General features: G+C 37.6%; 23 protein-coding genes. 2 read left to right on the top strand and 21 right to left on the bottom strand.

The window, feature by feature from the left end:
* Nucleotides 1–22 precede the first annotated feature (22 nt).
* From I5677_RS02600 to I5677_RS02570, 7 genes are all read right to left on the bottom strand, one after another.
* Nucleotides 23–757: a hypothetical protein gene (locus I5677_RS02600; protein WP_197660011.1), complete on the bottom strand. Its 735-nt coding sequence runs from the start codon at nt 755–757 to the stop codon at nt 23–25.
* A 20-nt stretch (nt 758–777) separates the two neighbouring features.
* Nucleotides 778–2685 (bottom strand): type IV pilus biogenesis protein PilM, encoded by a 1908-nt coding sequence (locus I5677_RS02595; RefSeq protein ID WP_197660010.1) that lies wholly within the window; start codon nt 2683–2685, stop codon nt 778–780.
* Between the two features lie 95 nt (nt 2686–2780).
* The gene (locus I5677_RS02590) at nt 2781–3572 is read right to left on the bottom strand and encodes a prepilin peptidase (protein WP_206762664.1); all 792 of its coding nucleotides are present in this window, start codon (nt 3570–3572) and stop codon (nt 2781–2783) included.
* 84 nt (nt 3573–3656) lie between these two features.
* Complete coding sequence (locus tag I5677_RS02585; RefSeq protein WP_197660009.1) at nt 3657–4193, bottom strand: type II secretion system protein; 537 nt, start codon at nt 4191–4193, stop codon at nt 3657–3659.
* Between the two features lie 131 nt (nt 4194–4324).
* On the bottom strand, nt 4325–5575 hold the full coding sequence (locus I5677_RS02580) for a type II secretion system F family protein (protein ID WP_197660008.1): 1251 nt from the start codon (nt 5573–5575) through the stop codon (nt 4325–4327).
* A gap of 124 nt (nt 5576–5699) precedes the next feature.
* The gene (locus tag I5677_RS02575; RefSeq protein ID WP_279380738.1) at nt 5700–6776 is read right to left on the bottom strand and encodes a type IV pilus twitching motility protein PilT; all 1077 of its coding nucleotides are present in this window, start codon (nt 6774–6776) and stop codon (nt 5700–5702) included.
* Between the two features lie 65 nt (nt 6777–6841).
* On the bottom strand, nt 6842–8554 hold the full coding sequence (locus I5677_RS02570; RefSeq protein WP_197660007.1) for a GspE/PulE family protein: 1713 nt from the start codon (nt 8552–8554) through the stop codon (nt 6842–6844).
* Nucleotides 8555–9089: 535 nt separating this feature from the next.
* Between I5677_RS02570 and I5677_RS02565 the strand changes: the two genes are divergently transcribed.
* Nucleotides 9090–10643, top strand: a complete 1554-nt coding sequence (locus tag I5677_RS02565; protein ID WP_197660006.1) for an ABC-F family ATP-binding cassette domain-containing protein — start codon at nt 9090–9092, stop codon at nt 10641–10643.
* A 149-nt stretch (nt 10644–10792) separates the two neighbouring features.
* Here I5677_RS02565 and I5677_RS02560 read toward each other — a convergent pair whose 3' ends face one another.
* The 13 genes from I5677_RS02560 to mtaB form a co-directional block, all read right to left on the bottom strand.
* Complete coding sequence (locus tag I5677_RS02560; protein ID WP_197660005.1) at nt 10793–11635, bottom strand: pirin family protein; 843 nt, start codon at nt 11633–11635, stop codon at nt 10793–10795.
* A gap of 96 nt (nt 11636–11731) precedes the next feature.
* Nucleotides 11732–12448, bottom strand: coding sequence for an ABC transporter permease (locus I5677_RS02555; RefSeq protein WP_197660004.1), 717 nt, complete (start codon nt 12446–12448; stop codon nt 11732–11734).
* A 2-nt stretch (nt 12449–12450) separates the two neighbouring features.
* Nucleotides 12451–13323, bottom strand: a complete 873-nt coding sequence (locus I5677_RS02550; protein WP_197660003.1) for an ABC transporter ATP-binding protein — start codon at nt 13321–13323, stop codon at nt 12451–12453.
* 425 nt (nt 13324–13748) lie between these two features.
* The gene (gene sigK, locus I5677_RS02545) at nt 13749–14372 is read right to left on the bottom strand and encodes an RNA polymerase sporulation sigma factor SigK (protein WP_197660002.1); all 624 of its coding nucleotides are present in this window, start codon (nt 14370–14372) and stop codon (nt 13749–13751) included.
* A gap of 228 nt (nt 14373–14600) precedes the next feature.
* Nucleotides 14601–15842: a peptidase U32 family protein gene (locus I5677_RS02540; RefSeq protein WP_197660001.1), complete on the bottom strand. Its 1242-nt coding sequence runs from the start codon at nt 15840–15842 to the stop codon at nt 14601–14603.
* 192 nt (nt 15843–16034) lie between these two features.
* Entirely contained in the window at nt 16035–16691 is a 657-nt protein-coding gene (locus tag I5677_RS02535; RefSeq protein ID WP_197660186.1) for an O-methyltransferase, read from the bottom strand.
* Nucleotides 16692–16853: 162 nt separating this feature from the next.
* Nucleotides 16854–17339, bottom strand: a complete 486-nt coding sequence (locus I5677_RS02530) for an endolytic transglycosylase MltG (protein ID WP_197660000.1) — start codon at nt 17337–17339, stop codon at nt 16854–16856.
* Between the two features lie 38 nt (nt 17340–17377).
* Entirely contained in the window at nt 17378–19066 is a 1689-nt protein-coding gene (locus I5677_RS02525) for a ribonuclease J (protein WP_279380737.1), read from the bottom strand.
* Between the two features lie 117 nt (nt 19067–19183).
* Nucleotides 19184–19651: a Fur family transcriptional regulator gene (locus I5677_RS02520; RefSeq protein ID WP_197660184.1), complete on the bottom strand. Its 468-nt coding sequence runs from the start codon at nt 19649–19651 to the stop codon at nt 19184–19186.
* A 38-nt stretch (nt 19652–19689) separates the two neighbouring features.
* Complete coding sequence (locus I5677_RS02515; RefSeq protein WP_197659999.1) at nt 19690–19962, bottom strand: DUF1292 domain-containing protein; 273 nt, start codon at nt 19960–19962, stop codon at nt 19690–19692.
* A 13-nt stretch (nt 19963–19975) separates the two neighbouring features.
* Complete coding sequence (ruvX, locus tag I5677_RS02510; RefSeq protein WP_197659998.1) at nt 19976–20437, bottom strand: Holliday junction resolvase RuvX; 462 nt, start codon at nt 20435–20437, stop codon at nt 19976–19978.
* A gap of 20 nt (nt 20438–20457) precedes the next feature.
* On the bottom strand, nt 20458–20733 hold the full coding sequence (locus I5677_RS02505) for an IreB family regulatory phosphoprotein (RefSeq protein ID WP_197659997.1): 276 nt from the start codon (nt 20731–20733) through the stop codon (nt 20458–20460).
* A gap of 150 nt (nt 20734–20883) precedes the next feature.
* A complete protein-coding gene (mtaB, locus tag I5677_RS02500; RefSeq protein WP_197659996.1) occupies nt 20884–22248 on the bottom strand; it encodes a tRNA (N(6)-L-threonylcarbamoyladenosine(37)-C(2))-methylthiotransferase MtaB in 1365 nt (454 codons plus the stop codon).
* 306 nt (nt 22249–22554) lie between these two features.
* Here mtaB and I5677_RS02495 point away from each other — a divergent pair, with 306 nt between their 5' ends.
* Nucleotides 22555–22788: an HPr family phosphocarrier protein gene (locus I5677_RS02495; protein WP_197659995.1), complete on the top strand. Its 234-nt coding sequence runs from the start codon at nt 22555–22557 to the stop codon at nt 22786–22788.
* Between the two features lie 101 nt (nt 22789–22889).
* Here the strand turns inward: I5677_RS02495 and thiI are convergent, their stop codons facing one another.
* Nucleotides 22890–24065: a tRNA uracil 4-sulfurtransferase ThiI gene (gene thiI / locus I5677_RS02490; RefSeq protein WP_197659994.1), complete on the bottom strand. Its 1176-nt coding sequence runs from the start codon at nt 24063–24065 to the stop codon at nt 22890–22892.
* Nucleotides 24066–24109: the final 44 nt, after the last annotated feature.

Raw genomic sequence — 24109 nt, 5'->3', positions numbered from 1 at the left:
AACCTTCCAGTCCACATTTTCACTAATCATCCGTACCGAAGATATTATCTGTACCGATATTAATTCCATCAATGACAGGTGCTTTATATTCCTTACCGGAGCCGGCCAATGCAAAGCGTTTTAACATTAAACTTCCGGTCAAATTCCCTGTAGTACTGTCATAACTGACGGATGCATTCTCAATGATGGTTCGTTCTGGATATTCTCGGATATATTCCACCAATTCCTTAAATCCTTGATACGTTGTTACAAAGCTCATACTGATTGTGTTTTGTATACCGGTCATTACTTGTTCATTTTCTTCCTTATTATCGTCGGTACTACCAACATCTGATTCCTCTAAGGTCGGCAGAAGATTCTCGGAAATTAACACTTCTGATCTCGCAGGAACGCTTGTCTCGTAAAATATCACATTATCCGTAACATTGACAGAGGATATCTGGACATCAAGTGCTTCTTCCATCTTCTCAATAAACATAAAATTATCTTCTTTTGCTATATATACAGGAAAACTATCGATAACCTTTTGACCTTCCTCTTTTACCTCAGGTATTTCAGAGAGAACTTCATCTTCTTCCGATAGCCTTTGTTCCCTCTCTTTCATCTGGGCTTTTATAAGTTCCACTTCCTGATATATGTCATCTGTCTTACCTGTGTAATTATCAAAAATATATAAATACGCAACAGCAAATATAGTAAGACTGATCATGTTGATAATGAACTTAATTTGATTTGCTGTGATTTTCTTCTTTTTCATACCCTGTCCTCCTTGGCGGGTTAATCAACATATTTACATGTTATCGTAAAGTTAACTTTCGATATACCGTTTTCCACAGATACAGAGATACCTGATACATCGATATTTTCCTTAAAATACTTAATCGTCTTTAGTTGCTTTAAAGTCTTATATACCAAAGCATTAGGACCGGCGCTATCATCATTGGCAGTTACATTCATGGTAACAGCCGTATTTTGAAATACCATCGTATGAATGACAGTACCGGAGGGTAACTTTCTTTCCAGCTCGTCAATGATTTCCTTAATGTAATCATTATTACTTTGTGTCATATCCTTAAGTTTTGTCAACTCCCCTAACTCTGCATTGGCTGCGTTAAGTTCTTCATGGACACCGCTTAAAGGAGGTAAGACATCATACTGAGCTTGAATATCCTGTAACACTTCCTTCGCATCCCGGTAATCAATATAAGACACATAGATAATACCAGAGGCACCGGCTAAGCACACTAAGGAGAAAAGAATTGTGCCAATAACCGCACTACGTTTTTGTTTCTTTAAGATAAACTCCCTCGGTATAAAATCTACCGGTTTAATAACGGCACCGATACAGGAGATAAAAGCACTGGGGTTACTTCGATATGTTTTAGCTTTTTTCTTAGAACTGACTGTATAAAGCTTCTCCATCTTCTTGTGAGGAATTCCGATTTCTGCGGTAAAGAAATCATCAATACCAAGTATATTAACACCTTGACCGGTAATATAAATCTCTTCAATATCGATCTGTTTATGGTTTGATTTATAATAATCAAGCATTCTGGCAATGCTGTTAGCCAGAAAATGTAGTGAATCTCTAATGTTTCGAATGACTTCCAGATCACTCTCTCTGTTTCTTCGTTTGGATAAACCAATAGAATTCACATATTCACTGGCGGCTGCACTTTCTCCCTCTGTCCAGGAGGAGTCAAAACGAATCGGCTCCTTCACTTCTGCCTCTAAGGATAACAGGTTTCTTTCTTTTAATAGTTCAAATGCTTCTTTCGCATTATTTATCTTAAAATAATTTTGCTCCATAACAGTTTCTGTAAGGGCCGATACACCATACCCCACCGTTCTTTGAAGAAGTAATACATCATCCCTTAGGATACTGATTAAAGTATCCTGCTCATTCATCTGTACAAAAACGTTGGTACCTCGGTTAACTTGTCGTTTAATGGTCTGATAACTACTGTTACCGATATAATCGATCGCTACAATATCTAGATGCATCATCTTAGCAAAACTGTAGTAATTCTTTACAAGGGTTGATGGCGCAGCAAATACGGATAATCGCATTTGTTTTTGTGCATTACCCGTACCTTTGTCTTTATCATTATTTACAATATCATTAGGGTTGGAGGTTTTCTCGTTCTCTTGCGCCTCCATCATTTCCATATTTTCAGCAATTATTTCTGTCTTGCTCTTTTTCTTTAGAGCTTTTCGCTTCTCTTTCTCTAACTTTTTCGCAAGCTTTTTCTCCTCTTTGCTTTGCTTTTTCTTAAGTGACTTGAATTTCCTGTTCGAGGTATTTTTTTCTAAGATAAGATAAGACAGGATATACTCATTTAATTCGATCGGAAAATACTCAGAAGCACCGGTCGTTATGATATCCATAATTCGCTTTTCCTTCACCGGTGGAATAATAACCTCCCGATTCGCAATCTTACTGGAAGCTACTGAGAAGATTACCTTATCGGATTTTAACTTCCCTTCACGAAGTTCACTTTTCAACACTTCACCAAAGGCTGTCTTATCTTTGATAAAGCCATCCTCAATGGTATCTGGCGGAGTAGGAAAGGATATGCTTCGATATACCTTGATGCCCTTATTCTTATAATTCTTTTTATAAGAAACTTCACACACTTTCGTACATTCAGTTCCTATCACTATACTTAGTACTTTCTTAGCCATACTGTTCCCCCACTATGGTAACTTGATTATAAATCTTGAGTTTATCAATAAGTTGATCTACGTCTATGTAAAATATGAAATTCCTTCAAATCTAATTAAACTATATACGTCTGTAGATACCAATCAATGATCTGATTTCCGAATAGCATCGCAATAACGATCCCCACAGACAGATACGGTCCAAAGGCTAATACCCTGCTGATGTTGCTAATTCTCATTCGGATGGGATGGATAAACGCAGCCAGGATACATCCACCAAAAAAGGCAAAAACGATAAGCTCCCATCCTAGTAATAAGCCTGCAGCCGCCATTAGTTTAATATCCCCTCCACCAATTCCTCTGCCCTTCGTAGCATAGAAAATCAACAGTAAAAATAAACTGATTGCGAAAAATCCAATGGTATGATCAAGAACCATATCCGTATTCTTACCGTACCAAAAATACTTAACAAAAACTGCAATAAGTCCCATAACCATGATAAATATATTAAAACCAACCGGTATAGTATTCGTCCTAAAATCTATTACACTGAGTGCTATTAAAGCTGAAATAACGAGACAATAAATAACGTTTAACAGAATGGTCAACATTGTATCCCATCCATATAAATAAAAAACCAGCACATACATCATTCCGTTTAGTGCTTCGATAATCGGGTATTGAATTGAGATTTTTTCTTTACAGGTTCTACATTTCCCCAACAAAAAGATATAACTGAATACAGGTACTAACTCATACCACTTTAACTGTGTATTACAATACATACAATGGGATCTTCCGACAACTATGCTGGATTCCTCCGGAATACGATAGATACATACATTGAGAAAACTTCCTATTAATAATCCGTAGATTAAAACAAAAACATACACTATGTATTCATTCATAATAATAATCCTGCCTTTTGTTTTTGATACACCATCAAACAGGGCAAAGCCCTGTTTGATGGAAAAATAATTATTACTAATAAATTATTCAGACACCGAATAGTCCTCACCGTCTTCTGAACCATCACCATCATAATCCAATAAGACACTTACATTTCCATTAGAATCAGTTGATAGTATTATCTGAGTTACAATTTCAGGTGTAGCATCAAAAGGCTCTACATTAGTTGATTTCAACTCAAAATTACCAAGAACTGCCTTCATATCATCTAGGAAAGCCTGACTAATACCATCTGTAGCATCTTGGTCTAAATATTCTGGAACTAAAGTCCAAGTATCTCCATCAGCTGAAACAGTAAACATACTAGTAGGATCTCCTGCTCCTGGTGCTGCCCAACCTAATTCTAATTCTTGGTCGTCACCGATTGGATTTTCCACATTAGCTAATTTAGCAGCTGTAAATATTGTATTAACAGCCTCCTGATCACTAGCTAGTCTAGCTCTTTCAATATACTGTGTCAATCTTGGTGCCAAGGTAACCGCAAGTATCCCCATAATCGCGATAACAACGATTAACTCAACAAGTGAAAAACCTTTGTTGTTTTCCTTTAAACTTTTCATTCTCTTTCTCTCCTATTCATTTGTTATTTATGTTCAAAACGGATTTAGCATTAGAGTTTGAGAGATTAGTAGGTAAGCCTTCCGCTTCGGACCAAGTTAACATATTGTGTCCGTAAAACCAGCTACTTTTCTTAAGGAGCAATACCTGCCCCCGGATCACCACCCATCAGAGAAGAATCCATCTGTTCATACATAGAAAACATAGGTTGTAAAATCGCTAAGATAAGACCACCGACAACTACAGCCATTATGATAATGATTAGTGGTTCCATGGCAGCTACCAATGCCTGGGTTGCTACTTCCACTTCTTCATCATAATAATCAGCAATCTTATTCAACATAACTTCTATATTACCGGTTTCCTCACCAATCTTTGTCATATGGTATACCATAGGGGGAAAGATACCGGATGACATTAACGGTATAGAAAGCGGTACACCTCTTGCCACTTCTTCTTTGGACTGCATCAGCATCTTTTTAATCAGAATATTATCCATTGTCCTAGCAGTGATATCAATTGCATCCATCAGAGGTATCCCGGCTGCCAATAAAGTACTTAAAGTTCTACTAAATCTTGCACTGGCCGTCTTAATATTTAACTTTCCTATTAGAGGTAGTTTTAGTCCGATCTTTGCAAATACCATTTTACCGCTATATGTATTCTTATAAATAATCAAAGCAACACTTATGATTACAATAATTCCAAGGACAAAATACCATCTGTTGATTAAAAAATTACTGGCAGACATAATAGCTAAAGTGACTTTCGGCATCTCCATATCCATATCAGCAAACATATCCATAAAAGTTGGTATTACAAAAGCTAACATTAATACTATAACTGCCAAGGATATAATCCCAAGTGATGCGGGATAAACACTGGCCTTCTTTAGTAGTGCTTTTAGCTTCGCTTCCTTTTCAAAGTGCACTGCCATCCGTTCTAAGGCAACTTCCAAGCTACCGGAGGTTTCTCCGGCTTCCACCATGTTGATAAAAACCGGTGGAAAGATCTTTCCCTGATTACGCATTGCATCGGCAAGTCTTTCGCCCTTTTCCACCAATAATAAGGTAGAGCTGATCGCTTTACGCAGGGTTTTATTCTCGGTCTGTTCTACCAGCATGTCCAAGGCAGTTACAATAGGCACACCGGCATTTAAGATACTAACAAACTGTCGGGTAAATACACTTAAATCCCTAGGTTTTACCGGATTCGTTATCTGAATATTAATATCTCTGGAGAGTATACCTAGCTCCTTAATCGAGACCGGAAAATACCCATCTGCTTTCAGACTATGGAACACCTTCTCTTCATCCGGTGCCTCCATCTTTCCTTTTCTCTCTTTTCCATTCATATCTATGGCAATATAGGCATACCCGGCCAAGATAATTCCCTCCTATACTATATTAATCTTAGTATATACCTCAAGATTCTAATCATAGCAATCAAGATTTACCTAAGTAGTAGTACCAATAATTTATGATAAATAGAAGCTATGAATTTATTTATTACTGATTAACCTTACGTTCCATTGCTGTTAGATCCTGTGCAAATGATAACGCCTGTTCTTTATGGATCATTCCCTTAAGATATAATTCAAAAATTGCATCGTCCATTGTCTGCATACCTATCTTTTTACTGGTTTGGATAAAAGAAGCAATCTGATGGTTCTTTCCTTCTCTGATCAGACTTCGGATTGCCGGTGTCGGCAACATTACTTCAAAGGAAGCAACCCTGCTTGTCCCGTCTAAGGTGGGAATTAATTGTTGCGATATCACGCCTTCCAATACAGATGCCAGCTGTACCCTGATCTGTTGTTGTTGGTGCGGCGGAAATACGTCTATAATACGGTCTATTGTACTGACTGCACCTAATGTATGTAAGGTGGAGAACACAAGATGACCTGTCTCCGCTGCGGTTATGGCAATTTCTATGGTTTCTAAATCACGCATCTCACCAACTAATATAACATCCGGATCTTCACGAAGTACAACACGCAGGGCACTGGCAAAGGACGTAGTATCAAGCCCTATCTCTCTCTGGTTCACCAAAGATTTCTTATGATGGTGCAAGTACTCGATCGGATCTTCCAAAGTGATTATATGGTTGTTGTAATAGGTATTTATAATATCAAGTAATGAGGCTAGAGTCGTGGATTTACCACTACCTGTTGGTCCTGTTACCAAAACCAACCCTCTCTTCTTCTTTGTCAACTCAACAACAGAATAAGGCAAACCTAACGCCTCCGGCCTAGGTATCGTGGTATTAATAATTCTTATAACCAAAGCATAACTGCCCCTTTGTTTAAATACGTTAACACGATATCTTCCTACTCCGGTAATCGAATAAGAGAAGTCTACTTCACCTTTCGATATTAATATCTCCTTCATCCGTGGTGGCACAATCGGCATAATCAGGTTTTCCGTATCAGCAGGGGTTAACGGCTGATATCCCATGTCAATCAAATCACCATGAACTCTGCATTTTGGGGATACTCCTACGGTAAGATGTAAATCCGATGCCTTTCTGTTTTGTGCGTCTTTTAATAAATCATCTATCGTAAGATTCATATCATCCTCCATCATTACATTCTCCTATTGTTTATCGACTAAATATTAAGAAAATCTTAAGATTTGTTATAGGAAATTAGTTATAGATATTCCTCATCAAAAGAGATCCGTAGCAACTCTTCCACCGTGGTTATTCCTTCATAAACCAATTCAATGGCCCGTTTTCGAAGAGGCTTCATTCCTTCTGACTCCGCAATTTCTGCAATTGCATCGGTCGGCCATTTCTTTCGGATTGCCTCTCTGATTCTGGTCGAGGTCTGTAAAATCTCATATACGCCGATTCGTCCTATGTAACCGGTGTCATTGCATTTCACGCATCCTACTGCCTCATGTACCTGTAATGATTTCGTATCGGGATAACCAAGGATATGTTTTTCTACCTCTGTTGCTTCTCTTTTTTTTCTACAATCCGGACACAACTTTCTAACAAGACGTTGTGCTATAATTCCTGCTAAAGCCTCAGATAAAAGGTAAGGCTCTACTCCCATATCCGTCATACGGGTAACCGTACTTGCTGCTGAATTCGTATGTATCGTGCTGGCTACAAGGTGACCTGTTATGGATGCTTTTACTGCTATTTCCGCGGTCTGCTGGTCACGAATTTCACCGATCATAATAATATCCGGATCCTGTCTTAGGATAGAACGTAAGGCACTGGCAAAGGTTAGATTTACCTTGTCATTCACCTGAACCTGGTTTACACCGGGAATATGTGCCTCTACAGGATCTTCAATCGTTATTAGATTAACTCCCTCTTTATTTAATGAGGTAAGAATGGTATAAAGTGTCGTTGACTTACCGCTTCCTGTCGGTCCGGTTATTAATATGATACCATGGGGTTGTGAAATCATCTTATCATAACGTACCAGCTCAGCTTCTGTAAAACCCAGTTCCCTTTTATCCCTGGTAAAACCGTTCTTTGATGCGATACGAAGCACTACCTTCTCTCCATATACCGTAGGAAGTATGGAAGAACGGATATCATATTCCAGACGGCCAACGGTTAAGGAGATACGGCCATCCTGAGGTCTTCTTTTCTCGGATATATCCATTCCGGATATAATCTTTACTCTGGCTATAATTGCCGGCATCAAGGTTAAACTGTATCTTCTACCTTTACTTAGTACTCCGTCAATTCTGTAACGAACCCGAATATCATCTTCTAAGGGTTCGATATGTACATCACTGGCCCGTTGTCTGATTCCCTGCTCAATAATAGATCGAACCAGCACAACGATAGGTGCATTATCTATCTCATCCGATGTCTGTTCTTGGGTTGTCTGCTCTGTTTTAATTAGATTATCTCTTTCCTGCGTATATCGCTGTGCAACCTTAAGAGCTTCTATGTTACCGTAATATTTATCAATCGCTGAAGCAATATCATGGGAGGTTGCAACAGCGGGTTCTATTTGAAAATTTGTTACAATCGCAATGTCATCAATTGCTATATAATCCAAAGGGTTCGACATCGCAATTCTTAATACATTGGGAGATCCTTTCTTGAATTCAAACGGAATTACAGAATGCTTTCTAAGAATTTCTTCTCCGACCAATTTAATAATGTCCTGCTCAATTCTTCGTTCAGATAAAACAACAAAATCACAGTTAAGTTGCCTATGTAAGGCATTAGCTATCTCCACTTCCGTTGTATAACCCAAATCAATAAGGGTTTCCCCGAGTTTTTGTCCTTTTTCTTTCTGCTGTGCTAATGCGGTTGCTAACTGTTGCTCATCAATAACACCTGCATCGATTAGTATATCGCCAAGTCTTTTCTTCTTATTGTTGAACTCCATAAGCTTCTCTCCTGCCTACTTGCATCTTCATTATATGTCTTAATATACAAAATTGCAACATTTCTGTGCCAATTTAGCAATTATTAAATTGTTTTTAGACATATTGGGTGTTTATACCTATTATAATCAGCGTATTGTTTATACAATTAATCCTCCATCTTATAATTCTTACGAAATTCGGTAGGCCATATATACTAAAATATTGTAATAGAGGAAATTATTAATATTTACATTATAATGCAATTTTCAGCATTAGTCCATACTTATTTTCTAAATAGTGCAAAACATGCTTTGATTTTCAATAATATTGATATAATTGGTTTTATTTTATCTTATTTTACAATAGATTATCTTTTAATCCCATTATTTCAACTTAAATTTTGTATATCGTGAAATTTTCTCACAGCAACACTTACAATATATCTACATTTTTATTGAATATTGTCTAGATTTAGTGTAGAATGTAACATCGTAAGCGTGTAAAAAATATTATGAATATTCATTCAATTTATAGATTTGATAAGGAGTTTAAATTATGAGTATATTAAATGTATCCAATTTAAGTCACGGTTTTGGTGACCGAGCAATCTTTAAGGATGTTTCCTTTCGTTTGTTAAAAGGAGAACATATCGGTTTAATTGGTGCAAACGGTGAGGGTAAATCTTCCTTTATGAATATCGTTACCGGAAAGCTTATGCCCGATGAAGGTAAAGTTGAATGGGCAAGACATGTTCAAGCCGGATATCTGGATCAGCATACTGAGCTTACCAAGGGTATGACTCTTCGAAGCGTGTTACAGTCTGCCTTTGCAAAACTATTTGAATTAGAGACAAGGATGAACCAAATATGCGATGCCATGGGTGATGCAGGAGAAGATGAACTTCCCGATATGATTGAAGAACTTGGTACGATACAGGACCTTCTGACAATCCATGATTTTTATATTATTGATGCGAAGGTTGATGAGATTGCCAGAGCTTTGGGCTTGGATGAAATCGGTCTAGACCGCGATGTCAGTGATCTTAGCGGCGGACAAAGAACTAAACTCCTTCTTGGTAAATTGTTACTTGAGAAGCCCGATATTCTTCTTCTGGATGAGCCTACGAATTATCTGGATGCACAGCATATCGAATGGCTGAAGAGATATCTACTGGATTATGAGAATGCTTTTATCCTTATCTCTCATGATATTCCCTTTTTAAACAGTGTAGTTAACATTATCTACCACATGGAAAATCAGGAGCTTAACCGTTACGTAGGTAATTATGATAAATTCCTGGAAGTATATGAGGTGAAGAAAGCTCAATTAGAAGCCGCCTATAAAAAACAGCAAAAAGAAATCGAGGAACTGGAAGACTTTGTTGCCCGAAATAAAGCAAGGGTATCTACCAGAAACATGGCAATGTCCCGCCAGAAGAAGCTGGATAAAATGGATGTCATAGAGTTAGCAAAGGATAAACCAAAACCGGAGTTCTATTTTAAGGAAGCCCGGGCTGCAGGTAAATACATCTTCCAAACCGAGGAACTGGTAATCGGATATGATGACCCTCTTTCTTCAGCCCTATCTTTATCCATGGAACGTGGCGAAAAGATAGCTTTGATTGGTGCGAATGGTATTGGAAAGACCACCTTGTTAAAGAGTATTCTTGGTTTAATCAAGCCTTTAAGCGGAGTTGTAACCCTAGGTGATTATCTTCATATTGGTTATTTTGAACAAGAGATGGCACCCGGTAATACTACCACCTGTATCGAAGAGATCTGGAAGGAATTCCCCGGATTTACTCAATATGAGGTTCGATCTGCCTTAGCTAAATGCGGACTAACCACAAAGCATATCGAGAGCCAGGTCAGAGTCTTAAGTGGTGGTGAACAAGCTAAGGTTCGGCTATGTAAGTTAATTAACCGTGAAACGAATATACTATTACTGGATGAGCCGACGAATCATTTGGATGTGGATGCAAAAGCAGAATTAAAAAGAGCATTAAAAGATTATAAAGGAAGCATTCTATTGATTTGTCACGAACCTGATTTTTATGAGGATTTTGTAACAAAAGTTTGGGACTGCTCCAAGTGGACGACAAAGATGTAATTCAATAATATACTGTTGTATTGATACAGTATACAAAAGAGAGGGAAAGACAGGGGTTACCTCACGTCTCTCCTTCTCTTTTATTATTTCATATCGACTTTAACCTTCATAGTTAATAATGCTCAACAACGATCAAAGGATTTCCCGATCTATTTCTTCCCGAAGGTACCTTCTCTAATTTCTTGGAAAGCCTTTTCAAGCTCTTCTCCCGTATTCATAACAATTGGTCCGCCCCATGCTATAGGTTCCTGTAACGGTTTTCCTGAAAACACAAAGAATCTTATACTTTTATCAGAGGTACTTACCTTAAGTTCATTCCCTTCATGAAATAATACCGCCTTTTTCGATGTAATATGCATTGGTATGGATCCACCAAAATATCCTTCACCCTCTACAATGTAGATAAAGACAGTATCTTGTGGTTCTGTACTTAGGGTCCAGCTTGAATCCGGTTTCATCTCTACATCCAGAAACATAGCTTTCACATAATCACCCTGGGTAGCCCCTTCCTTCCCTTCATAATTCCCCGCCAAGACTCCTACCCTACAACCGTTTTTTTCAATTCTAGGTATCATATTCGGCAAGATATCTCGGTACTGAGGAGGTACCATTTTATCCTTCTTCGGTAAATTCACCCATAGTTGTATACCTAACATTCGATTTGAAGGCTGCGGCATCTCCTGATGTAATATTGCTTTTCCTGCCGTCATCCATTGGCAACTGCCGTCTCTGATGCTCCCTTGATTTCCAATACTGTCCTTGTGCTCAATTTCCCCATGGATCAGATATGTTACTGTTTCAATCCCCCGATGAGGATGCCACGGAAAACCTTTGATATAATCCTTGGGATCGTTCGAGTCAAATGCATCCAGCATTAAGAATGGATCAAAATCTTTCACATTCGAATACCCTATGACACGTACCAACTTGACTCCGGCTCCATCGAACTGAGTAACACCTGATATTACCTGTTTTATCTCTCTATAAGCCATATATGACTCCTTTCATTAGAATATGATACGGACGATAACTCAAGTAGAATCCATACCGTTCATACTCTTATTAATCTTTTTCTATCATATGTTATATCAATCAATGCCAATCCTTGCTAATTTTATGAAGTTAATGATACAGGCCAAAACAAAGAATCCAATCAACGGTAAGTATAATAATAAATCCACTTGCAACCTTGTCATAATTTTTAGTCCCCAGGTTGCAGGGAAGAGAAAGCCTGCTGTTTGTAATCCCTTTGGTAGTAATTCCACCGGAAACATAATTCCGGAGAGCATTAGTGACGGTAAAAATAAGATCTGAGAAAACATCGTTAACTTCGAAGTACTTTTTATATACAGTCCAAGAACCGTTCCAACGGATAGACACACAATAAGAAAAATAGCCAGGGAAACAAAATAAAACAAAATATTATCTGGTCTGGTTGCATCAAATGCAATCGGTGCAACTAAAAAAATAATGATACTGGTTAGAAACAGATGAACAAAGGCAGAGATTAAATTATTCACAATTCCTGTCCACAATGGGATTTTACCTACCTTATATGCTTTTTTAATCTCACTGGAATACAATTCCACCAGCGGTATCGGTGATCCGAGAAAAGCACCCATTGTAATTGCAAATATTGTCATTGACTGAATTAAGGTTTCCTTAGCTTCCGGATTAATCGAGGTAAATATCGTTCCTATGAATGCAAAGAAAAGTAAAGGAACCAGATAATAGGTAATTAATACTCCTTTATTTCTTAAATCCAATTTCCACTGAAGAGCTACGCCATAGATAAATGCACCCATACTTATCTCCCCTCCTTTGCTATCTCCATAAAACGTTGTTCTAAGGTTGCCCTCTCTATTTTAATATCCAACACATCATTATCTAACTCCTTTAGTATAGTCAACAGTTCAAGGAGAGCGTCTCCGATGTCTTCAGTGATTACCGCAAGATAATTCTGATCGTTTTCCGTTGTCTTAACTTGTTTACTGTTTATTAAATTTCGGGTAGGAAATGGATATCTGGTTCGAATAATGATCCTGCTTTCTCCATAATAGGTTTGTGTTAGCTCCATTGCAGTGCCTAGGAAAGCCAATTTTCCTTCCCTTAAGATTGCGATTCTGTCACATAAGCTCTCTACCTCAGCCATATCATGACTTGCCATGATTATTGTTTTACCGGCTTCTTTTAATCCTCTGATTTCATTATGTAAAGCAACCCGTCCTTCAACATCAAGCCCTGCAGTCGGTTCATCCAGGAAAATAATATCGGGATTATGTACGAGCGCAATTGCCAGATGCAGGCGCCTCTTTTGGCCAGTCAATAATGATTTATACTGTTTATTCTTAAAATCAGAAACACCAAACCGTTCTAATAATGTCATATCTCCTTTGATCTTATTCCATTTACTGAATAATTTATATACCTCTATTGCTGTAATACTTCCGGGTAACGACGTAGATTGTAACTGAACTCCTATCTTACCGTGCACATGTATACTGCCCTCCTGATAACTTCTGATGCCTTCTATGCACTCTAAGGTGGTTGTCTTACCTGCACCATTGGCCCCAAGTAAAGCAAATATCTCTCCCTGCATAGCTGTGAAGGTAAGCTGATGGAGTACCGTATTATTTCCGTATTTTTTAACCAGATTCTCTACTTCAATTGCTACATTCATTTTCTACCTCCTTTTTACATGCCCGCTATCTAATATCTGAATGCATTTGTGAATACATGTACTATTATTATGCATATAGATTGGCATATATTTATTTACCCACTAATAACATACTATATGGTAGCGATGAATGCCATAGTATATACTAATCGCCACCCCTCATTTCTTCTATTTTGCATTATCATATTACTTCCATTTTTACACATAACTTAAATTATTACAAGAAATATATGCATACAAATATACATATAAAAGATATGCAGTGATATACGCATAATAAAACTGCTGCCAATCTGCCTTTTATGCAAATCAGCAACAGTCTGTTAATAAGTATAGTGGATAAAACACATTATTTATTTAAAGCATCCGCTGACAGGAAAAGTAGCATTTTGCAATTCTTCTCAAAGAAACTGCTTCAGCGATTACTATATTTCAAAGCACTCACGCAGTTTCTTTAATGCTTTCTTTTCTATCCTGCTGACGTAGCTTCTCGATATACCAAGTTTATTGGCTATCTCCCGTTGTGTTACTTCTTTATGGTTACTCAATCCGTAACGCAAACAGATAATCTCCCGTTCCCGATCTGTTAATACTTTACCGAGCAAACCATACAGTTTTTTTATGTCATTTTCCAGAACGATATTTTCAACAATATCAACTTCTGCTTCTTCTATAATATCCAACAGATTGATTTCATTGCCTTCCCGGTCGGATCCGATAGGATCGTATAAATACACTTCTTTGGCTAAACGTTTACCGCTCCTGAGCATCATTAAGAGCTCATTGTCGATACACCGGGAAGCATAGGTTGCCAGGCGAATCCCTTTCTCATCATCAAAGGTATCGATTGCTTTAATCAATCCGATAGTTCCAATCGATATCAAATCATCTGTTTCTTTATCTACCATATTGTACTTTTTCACGATATGCGCTACTAATCTTAAGTTATGTTCAATCAACTTATCTCTTGCTTCTTTGTCACCTTCTTTGCATCGTATCAGATAGTCCGATTCCTCTTTCGTACTTAACGGCTTTGGAAACGATTTCACGAAGATAAGCACCCTCAATGCTTAAGTTTCATTATTATCCTATGCGCATTATTGACATAAAGTGCCTATCCCTCTTAAAAAAGGACAGAAGGACTGCTTAATTTTCTTTACCACCGAAAAAAGGACAGTAGGACTGCTTAATTTTCTTTACCTCCAAAAAAAGGACAGTAGACCGCTTATACTACCTATGCTCCAAAAAAGGATAATAGGATAGGATATATATAAGTTTTATTCCTTTCGCCTTAAAATATCATAGGGATTTAACTTTGTTCCTATATTGATAAAAATTCTCTGCCTAGGATGGGGACAGCTATCCATCTCATTTCCCTGATCATCGGTTATTGTATTAACCACTGTTTGGATTGTCTCACCACTTGGCTTGATTACTTCAATGGTTTCTCCAACCGAGAATTTATTCTTCTGCTCCAATTCATATAACCCATCTTTTTCACCAGATATGGTTCCAAGATAAGTATATGCTTTTTCGTAAGTATTGTGATCGTAGATTTGATCCTCTTCAGAAGGTTTTCCAAAGAAGAAGCCTGTTGTAAACTGCCTGTTAACTCCTTTACGGACCTCTTCCAAATAAAGCGATTTATTCTCTTCATAAAGCTTAGGATCTTTAAAATAGTCATCAATCGCTTTTCGATAGGTTCTTGCTACCGTAGCCACATAAAGTGCTGTCTTCATTCTTCCCTCCACCTTCAGGCTATCAATTCCTGCTTTCACCAGTTCGGGGATGTACTCTATCATACATAAGTCCTTAGAGTTAAATATATACGTTCCTCTCTCATTCTCCTCTATCGGTAGATACTCTCCTGGTCTTTTTTCTTCTACGATATGATACTTCCAACGACAGGAATGCGTACAGGCACCAAGATTGGCATCCCTTCCGGTAAAATAATTACTGAGTAGGCATCGTCCGGAGTAAGCAATACACATTGCTCCATGAACGAAGGTCTCTATCTCCATATCATGAGGAATTTTAGACCTAAGTTCCACGATCTCCTCCAAAGATAATTCTCTGGCAGTTACCACTCTAGTTGCCCCTAGCTTATGCCAAAATCGGTAGGTTTCATAATTCGTATTATTAGCTTGCGTGCTGATATGCACCTCTATTTCCGGTACCTCCTCCAATGCAATGGAGAACACACCGGGATCTGATATAATGAAAGCATCCGGTCTGTCTTCACCGAAGGCTTTTAATTCTCTAAAATAATTTCTAATCCCTGATAAATCTTGATTATGGGCGGTAATATTGGCAGTTACATATACCTTTTTTCCATGGCTATGAGCAAAAGCAATACCCTCTCTCATATCGTCAATGGAAAAGTTCTTAGCCTTGGCTCTTAGTCCATATAAATCTCCGCCAATATAGATGGCATCGGCTCCATACATAACGGCTGTACGAAGAGTCTCTAAATTTCCTGCCGGAATTAACAGCTCCGGTTTCTTTCTCTCATCTATCATAAAACCACACTTTCTAAACTTTTAACACTTTGTTGGCAACTCATCCATATGGATCATTACTCTCCGTACATAGTACAAAAAGTAAGTCTCTTTATCAACTCTTTTAATGAACTTTATGTTTTTTACTTGTATTATTTCTAATCTATTGGCATTAACCGTATTTACATTCACTGCGTTGCTCTAATTGTCTTCTTATATTCTATAACTGATAGAAACACCATCTCCGACCGGCAAGATCGTTGTCTCCAATTCTTCCATATGGGTAATCTCATATAGATACTCTCTCATTCTAGCATGTATGGTCCGATCTCTTCTTGTAACACTATAGCGGGAATTTGTAACTGTTCCGTCCTGCAATACATTATCTGTAATTAACACACCCTGTTTATCTAAAAGTTTCATGAGATCCGGAAGAAAATTCATGTATTGTGCTTTCGCTGCATCTAAAAAAATAAAATCATATTTCAGATTCTTTGATACCAGCTCTTTCAAAACCTCCGAAGCATCCCCTTTTAGTAGTTTAATTTTATCTTTATGAGAAAATATTGGATTACTAAAATTTTTCTCCGCTTCCACAAGCCGCATTTTAACCTTTTCAATCGTTGTAATTTTACAATCATCTACTGTATATTCGCTCATAAAGAGGGCGGAAAAGCCAATGGCTGTTCCGACCTCTAAGATACGTTTTGGTTGTTTCATGCAAAGTAAAAACCGAAGAAAACCTTGTGTTTCTTTTTTTATGATAGGTACATGATTTACCAGCGCTTCCTTCTCCAGATCCAGTAACTCCTTCTTTAGTTCTTTATCTAAGGAATTGATATACGCTGTAATTCTTTCGTCAACTATCATATAATTACCAAGCCCTTTCCGATTAATCATCATGTACACCATGTATTCATCGCATTTTATCTTAAGCCCCATCATATTGGCTAGCTAAAGTTTATTCAACTAGAGTTTCATACATTAATATTCACTCTTGCAAACTTGTTAATCATTCATATAAAAACTGTGCTATTCCGTTTGTTCTTCCGACTGCTGTTCCTGATCCTGTATAATAGAATTTTTATAATTCGTGATTTCATCTAATATTTCCTTATAAGTCATAGAGGAATACACTTCATAGGTTCCGGTCTGTATCATAAGATTTTGCAGTCTTGCTTTTAAATAAAAGGAATATTTGTTTTTAATCACCCTGTTAAGTTCAAGCTTATTTGCAATATCCATCGTCGTTTCACCCGGTTTAATCTGTATTAGTATCTTTCGACCGGGTGCAGGATCCACCGTAACAGGTCCGTAAAGTTGATAAGTAAAATCAAATGCCCTTCGACTGACATCTATAATCAGAATAACAACCAGAATATAAAAAATTATATTCATAAGCAAACGCAGGATTAAGCTCGTTATTTTTAATGTTACTTTAACGGATGAAGATTTCGCCGCCATATAATCGCTCCTTTTATCCACACAACCCGGCATCGCTGCTTCTTCTATCAACAACTAATATCTACCTTGTTGGATTAAAACAATAAGTTTATCTATACTTCCATAATAATCGGTAAGATCATAGGATTTCTCTTAGTCTTCTTCCAAATATAATCACTTAAGGAATCTTTAATTTCGGACTTTATCTTGCCCCATTCAGTGTTGTTTCTGCTCAAGCATTTTTCCAAGGCTTTTTCTACTACAACCCTGGCTTCCTCCATCAGGTTCTCGGATTCCTTCACATAAACGAATCCACGGGAAACAATATCAGGACCTGCCATTATATTATTTGTATATTTCTCCAGAGATACCACAACTATGATTAAGCCATTCTCTGACAGATGCTGTCTGTCACGTAGTACAATATTACCTACATCGCCAATACCTAATCCATCTACAAGAATACCTCCGGCAGGTACTTCTCCTGTTACTTTACCCTTCTCCTGAGATAAGGTCAGAACATCACCGGAATTAATTAGAAATATGTTATCTTTAGGTACACCCATCAATTGCGCGATCTCAGCGTGTCTCATCTTATGACGATACTCACCATGCACCGGAATCGCATATTTGGGTTTTACCAGCGAATACATCAGCTTGATTTCTTCCTGGCAGGCATGGCCGGATACGTGAGTATCCTGATATATCACTTTCGCACCTCTCATGGAAAGTTCGTTAATCACCTTAGATACCGCTTTTTCATTGCCGGGAATCGGTGTTGAGCTAAGTATAACTACATCACCCGGTTTTATTGACACTTTTCTGTGAATGGCTGCTGCAATACGGGAAAGGGCTGCCATGGCTTCCCCCTGACTTCCGGTAGTAATTAACACCAACTGATCATCCGTATAGTTTTTCATCATCTCTACATCAATCAACATATTTTCCGGCATTCTTATATATCCAAGATCAATTGCCGTTGTAATAATATTAACCATGCTACGGCCTTCGATGACTACTTTTCTGCCAAATTTCTCAGCGGAATTAATAATCTGCTGAACACGGTCAACATTCGATGCAAAGGTTGCTACAATAATTCTTTGCTTTGCATAGTCAGCGAATATGTTATCGAAGGTTTTTCCAACGCTACTTTCGGACATCGTATAACCCGGGCGTTCGGAGTTCGTACTGTCACATAAAAGTGCTAATACGCCCTTCTTACCGATTTCACCAATTCTTTGAAGATCAATGGGACTCCCAAAGACCGGCGTATAATCAATCTTAAAGTCACCGGTATGGAAGATTACTCCTGCCGGTGTATAAATAGCTAACGCCGCCGCATCTGCAATACTGTGGTTGGTTCTTACAAACTCAATACGGAAACATCCTAGATTAATCGACTGACCGTATTTAATTACTTTTCTCTTCGTATTTTTTAATAAGTTATGTTCTTTTAATTTATTTTCAATAATACCAACCGTCAATCTTGTAGCATAAATTGGTACATTAATATCTTTTAAGATATAAGGGAGAGCACCGATATGATCTTCATGTCCATGAGTAATTACAAAACCCTTTACCTTATCAATATTTTCTTTTAAATAAGTTACATCAGGAATTACCAAATCAATTCCTAACATCTCATCATCCGGGAAAGACAAACCACAATCAACAACGATAATACTGTCTTCGTATTCAATTGCTGTAATATTCATTCCTATCTTTTCCAAACCACCAAGTGGTATTATCTTAACACCCTGTAAGTCTTCCCTGTTATTCTTTTTCTGTTCGTTTTCTTTCAAATATTTGCACCTCCAATGGTTATTATGTACTTATTTCTATCCATTAACTAAGTGCATGATATATTTAAGTGTATTTAAGATTGAAATCGCAAAACAAATCCCTCGTTAAATCACTTACTATGAATTAGATTCATTAGATTGTTCTAAACATTTTTTACAGTGACCATATAGTTTTACCTCGTGGTCTACAACCTCAAAGCCCATGGTTTGTTTAATACGTTCTTCCAGTGTTTCCAGCAAATCGTCCTGAAAAGCATAAACCTTTCCACAATCCACACATATCAAATGATGATGGTGGTGACAGGATTCCTCCTGACCTTTACTCCCAATTTCATATCTGACATATCCATCATCTAAATTAAGCTTATCAATTAAATTCAACTCTGATAATAGCTGAATTGTCCTATAAACAGTAGCCAACCCAATCTCAGGGTACTTCTTCTTAACTAAATCATAGATTTCCTCAGCTGTCAGATGTCTTCCCGGCCGACTGCTTAACTCCTCTAAAATTACCACCCTCTGGGTGGTTACCTTCAGTCCGTTTCGTTTTAATAATGACTTAAACTGCTCCTGCTTTTCAGGCATATCATCACCTAATTTCATCTAATTATATATTCATGCAATTAATCGAATTCTATATCATCTAGTAGTTCCTTAAATATTGCGGCAACCATGTAAAGCTCTCGGTCATCTTCCACAATATCATAAATAGCTTCCTCATCCGTATCCTTCGATATATCCTTTAGAATGAGAGCCTCTGCCTCATCGTCATCCTCCTCAGGGACACTGACTAAGAGGTAATTAACGCCGCCTAGACGGGTCTGTTCCAAAACTTGAAAAACCACTTCTTCCCCATCCTCTGATGTAAAGATAATTTCTTCTGGTTTTTGATCCATAATATATCCCAACCTAATCCTTTCCTATATCCCCACTAATTTCTCCATTCTTAATAAAATTTAACTTGTCCAAATACCCCTGTAATATGAAAACTGCTGCCAGTTTATCAACAACCATGGCCTTTTCCTTAATATTAAGTCCACTCTCTGAAAGCACCTGATGTGCCGCCACCGTTGTTAGACGTTCATCCCAAAGAATCACTTCTAAATTCGTTCTGTTTCTTAACTTCCCCGCAAACTCTTCTGCTTTTATTGCCCGTTCTCCGATGGAATTGTTCAAATGCTTCGGATATCCTACAACAATTGAGGTTACATCGTATTCAGCAATTAAATGTTCTATCCGAGCTAGTGTCTGCCTCAGCTTATTCTCCTGCTTTCTGCGTATTACCTCAATTCCCTGCGCAGTAAGCAAAAGTGGATCACTAATTGCTACCCCTACAGTGACAGAACCGAAATCCAGTCCCATAATCCTCATTGTGTGTTCTCCCTCTATAATTATCTGGTGCTTTTCTGACTTATTTTATGATCGATGAAGAAACGCAACAACTCCTCTATAATCTCGTCCCGTTCTACTTTCATAATTAAGCTTCGAGCACCCTTATGGCTCGTTATGTAGGTCGGGTCTCCAGACATAACATAACCGACAATCTGATTTACAGGGTTATATCCCTTTTCCGTTAAAGCAGAATAAACTGTCTGTATCACTTCACTTACAACAACCTCAGTATCCTTCTGCACTTTAAAAAATTGTGTATTATTAGGCTTTGGCATTATTTCACTTCCTTATCATTCTGATGACTAAACCGGAACAAACACTTTATTATAAGTTTCTCCCGAACTGCGACTAGGCACTTGTGTTGTTAATCGATCTATAGGATTAGTTTTCTATTTATTCTATATTAATATATTTAGTCAAAAAATTCAATGAGTTATTTCACAAAGAAGGATATCATCCTTTAAATAACTTGTTACCTTAGCATTTACAATCTGATTTGAAAGATTTTCATCACAATTTATGGCCATCTTTAGATATCTTTCATTATGACCTACCTGGTAGGTTCTCCCATCAATCATAAGGTCTTCTTCGATAAGAATTTTCTCTATTTTTCCCATAAAGGATGATTTGTATTCTTTTGACATTTTATTTGCTATCGTAATCAGTTTATTACTTCTAATGCCTTTTATCTCTTCTGAGATTTGACCGGACATATTCGCAGCCTTTGTTCCGGCTCTCTTAGAATATTTAAATACATGAATCTGTGAGAAGCCTATTTTTTTAACAAAATCTAAAGTTTCTTCAAACTCCTCATGGGTTTCGCCCGGAAATCCCACGATTACATCGGTAGTAAATGCCGGCTGTTCAAAGAACTTTTTCAATAACTCTACCTTATCAAAATATTCTCTTGCAGTGTATTTTCGATTCATTCGTTTTAATACCGTATCACTTCCACTTTGCAACGATAAGTGAAAATGTGGGCAAAACTGTTCCACTCCTGATACAGCGTTAACAAAATCCTCTGTTATTATTCCCGGTTCTAATGAACCCAGTCTTATTCGTTCAATTCCCGGTATCTGGCTGATCAGAAGAATTAATTGTGCCAATGGTATCCTAGTCTTATCATCGTCAATATCTTCATTGCCATCTTTCTCATGAATAAACTCCGTAAAATCTGTTCCATAGGAAGATATATGAATTCCTGTTAGTACAAATTCCTTATAACCTTTTTTTGTCAGTGATGTTATTTCGGAAAGAATGTCATCCATACCTCTACTTCTTACTCTCCCCCTAACATAAGGAATGATGCAATAAGAGCAGAAACGATTACATCCATCCTGGATTTTAATAAATGCTCTGGTTTTTTCCATGGTTGTGATTACATGCAGCTCTTCATACTCATTTTCCCTGTTAATATCCGTAACCAGCTCTTCCTTATGCTTACTCATATAGAAACGCTCGACCATGGTGACAATATCAGATTTTTTATTATTACCGACAACAATATCAACTGCACTGTCAGCCAATAGCTCTTGTTCAGCTGCCTGAACATAACAGCCTACCGCTGCTATGATTGCTTTTGGATTTCTTTTTTTGGCCTGGTGCAGCATCTGTCTTGATTTACGATCTGCAATGTTGGTAACCGTACAGGTATTTATAACATATACATCAGCTAACTCTTTAAAATCTACGATTTCATAGCCTGCTGCCTCAAACATCCCACGCATTGCCTCGGTTTCATAGGTATTCACCTTACATCCGAGGGTCAAAAATGCTGCTGTCTTTTTCATTTATTATACTTATCCTTTCTAACCCTGATTTCCCCTTTATCATGTTTCAACTCACTTAGAAGTAATTAATTACTTCATGAATATTACGGTATGAAGGCTGTATTGTATCATGAATCGCTTGGAGAATAATCTAACGTAATACTCCTGAAAGCCGTATTTTACAACAAACCTTTTTATATTAATTTTATTCTAGCTATAAGAACCTACACAACTTTTCCTCTTTTTTTTATGAACTTTGTATATTGACTTTTGATTTGTTAAAATATAGTATATACATATATTCGAATAAAGGAGGAACATGGCCCTATGAAAACAGTTAAAATATCATTAAATTCAATTGATAAGGTAAAAGCATTTGTTAATGATGTGACTAAATTCGATTCCGATTTTGATTTAGTTTCCGGCAGATACGTTATAGATGCAAAATCCATCATGGGTATCTTTAGTCTTGATTTATCTAAGGTAATCGATTTAAACATCCACAGCGAGGAGAACATGGAAGAAATCCTAGCTATATTAAAACCTTATATTGTTGGCTAATTTATAATCGCTTATCTGGAGTTGTTAGAAAGGATAGAACAATCCTTTCTAACAGCTCTTTTTTTGCCTTATCATAGTTAATCTTTCATACACCATCGCCATTATTCTACTACAATGGTTTCCACGGTACTTAACGCAGTCTCTATCATATCTTCGATCTTCTCCTCCAGATTTTTCTCAGAATGTCTGATCGTTTTCCGATTTGGTTTTGTTACCGGATGTTTTGCTACGAATATTGTACAACAGTCTTCAAACGGCTGAATGGATGTTTCAAAGGTATCGATCCTTTGTGCTATATCAACTATCTCATTCTTATCCAGAGCAATCAAAGGACGATACACCGGTAAGGTACATACTTCATTGGTTGCCGCAAGACTATGCAAGGTTTGACTTGCAACCTGTCCGATACTTTCTCCGGTTACAAGACCCAAGCACTCCTCTTGTTCTGCCAATTTTTCCGCTATCTTCATCATATATCTGCGCATGATAATTGTAAGCTCATCATGAGGGCATTTATCATAGATATACAATTGTATGTCCGTAAAATTAACTACAAACAGTTTTATCTGTCCGGTATATTTCGCAATCTTCTTAGCCAAATCTACCACCTTTTGTTTTGCTCTTTCACTGGTATAGGGAGGAGCATGAAAATAAGTGGCGGCCATGGATACTCCTCTTTTGGAAATCATATATCCAGCTACAGGGCTATCAATCCCCCCTGATAAAAGCAGCATGGCTTTTCCGTTGGTCCCTACCGGCATACCTCCAAGGCCGGGTATCACAATGGAATAAACATACGCCTTTGAACGAACCTCAACCGTAATACGTACTTCCGGCTGATGAACATCTACTTTTAGTTCGCCAAAACGCCTTAGAAGATAAGCACCCATATGGGAACAAATCTCCGGAGAGGTGTATGGATACTTCTTATCTGCTCGTTTTGCCTCTACCTTAAAGGTAAAGTGACGGTCTGGGTACATTGCTTCCACATAGTCACCAACCCCCTTAGTCAAGGCATCCCACTCTGAGCTTTCAATCACCACAACAGGACAGATAGAGGAAATACCAAATACCTTCTTAAGTGCATCGATCGTCTCATCATAATCATATTCATCAGGACATTCCACGAATATCCTGCCCTGTTCCTTGCTGACATTATAGTCACCTAACGGTTTTAATGCATCCTTCATACGATCCCGTAATGCATTCTCGAAGAGATAGCGGTTATTTCCTTTCAGACCAATCTCAGCGTATTTTATCAAAAATGCTTTAAACATTTAACTTCCTCCTGGAGTTATATTAATAAACTTTACTTCTTTCT

The organism is Mobilitalea sibirica (genome assembly GCF_015999265.1).
GTDB classification, from domain to species: Bacteria; Bacillota; Clostridia; order Lachnospirales; family Lachnospiraceae; genus Mobilitalea; species Mobilitalea sibirica.
The sequence above is the reverse complement of the archived record's forward strand: the minus strand, read 5'-3'. Positions and strand labels throughout refer to the sequence as shown.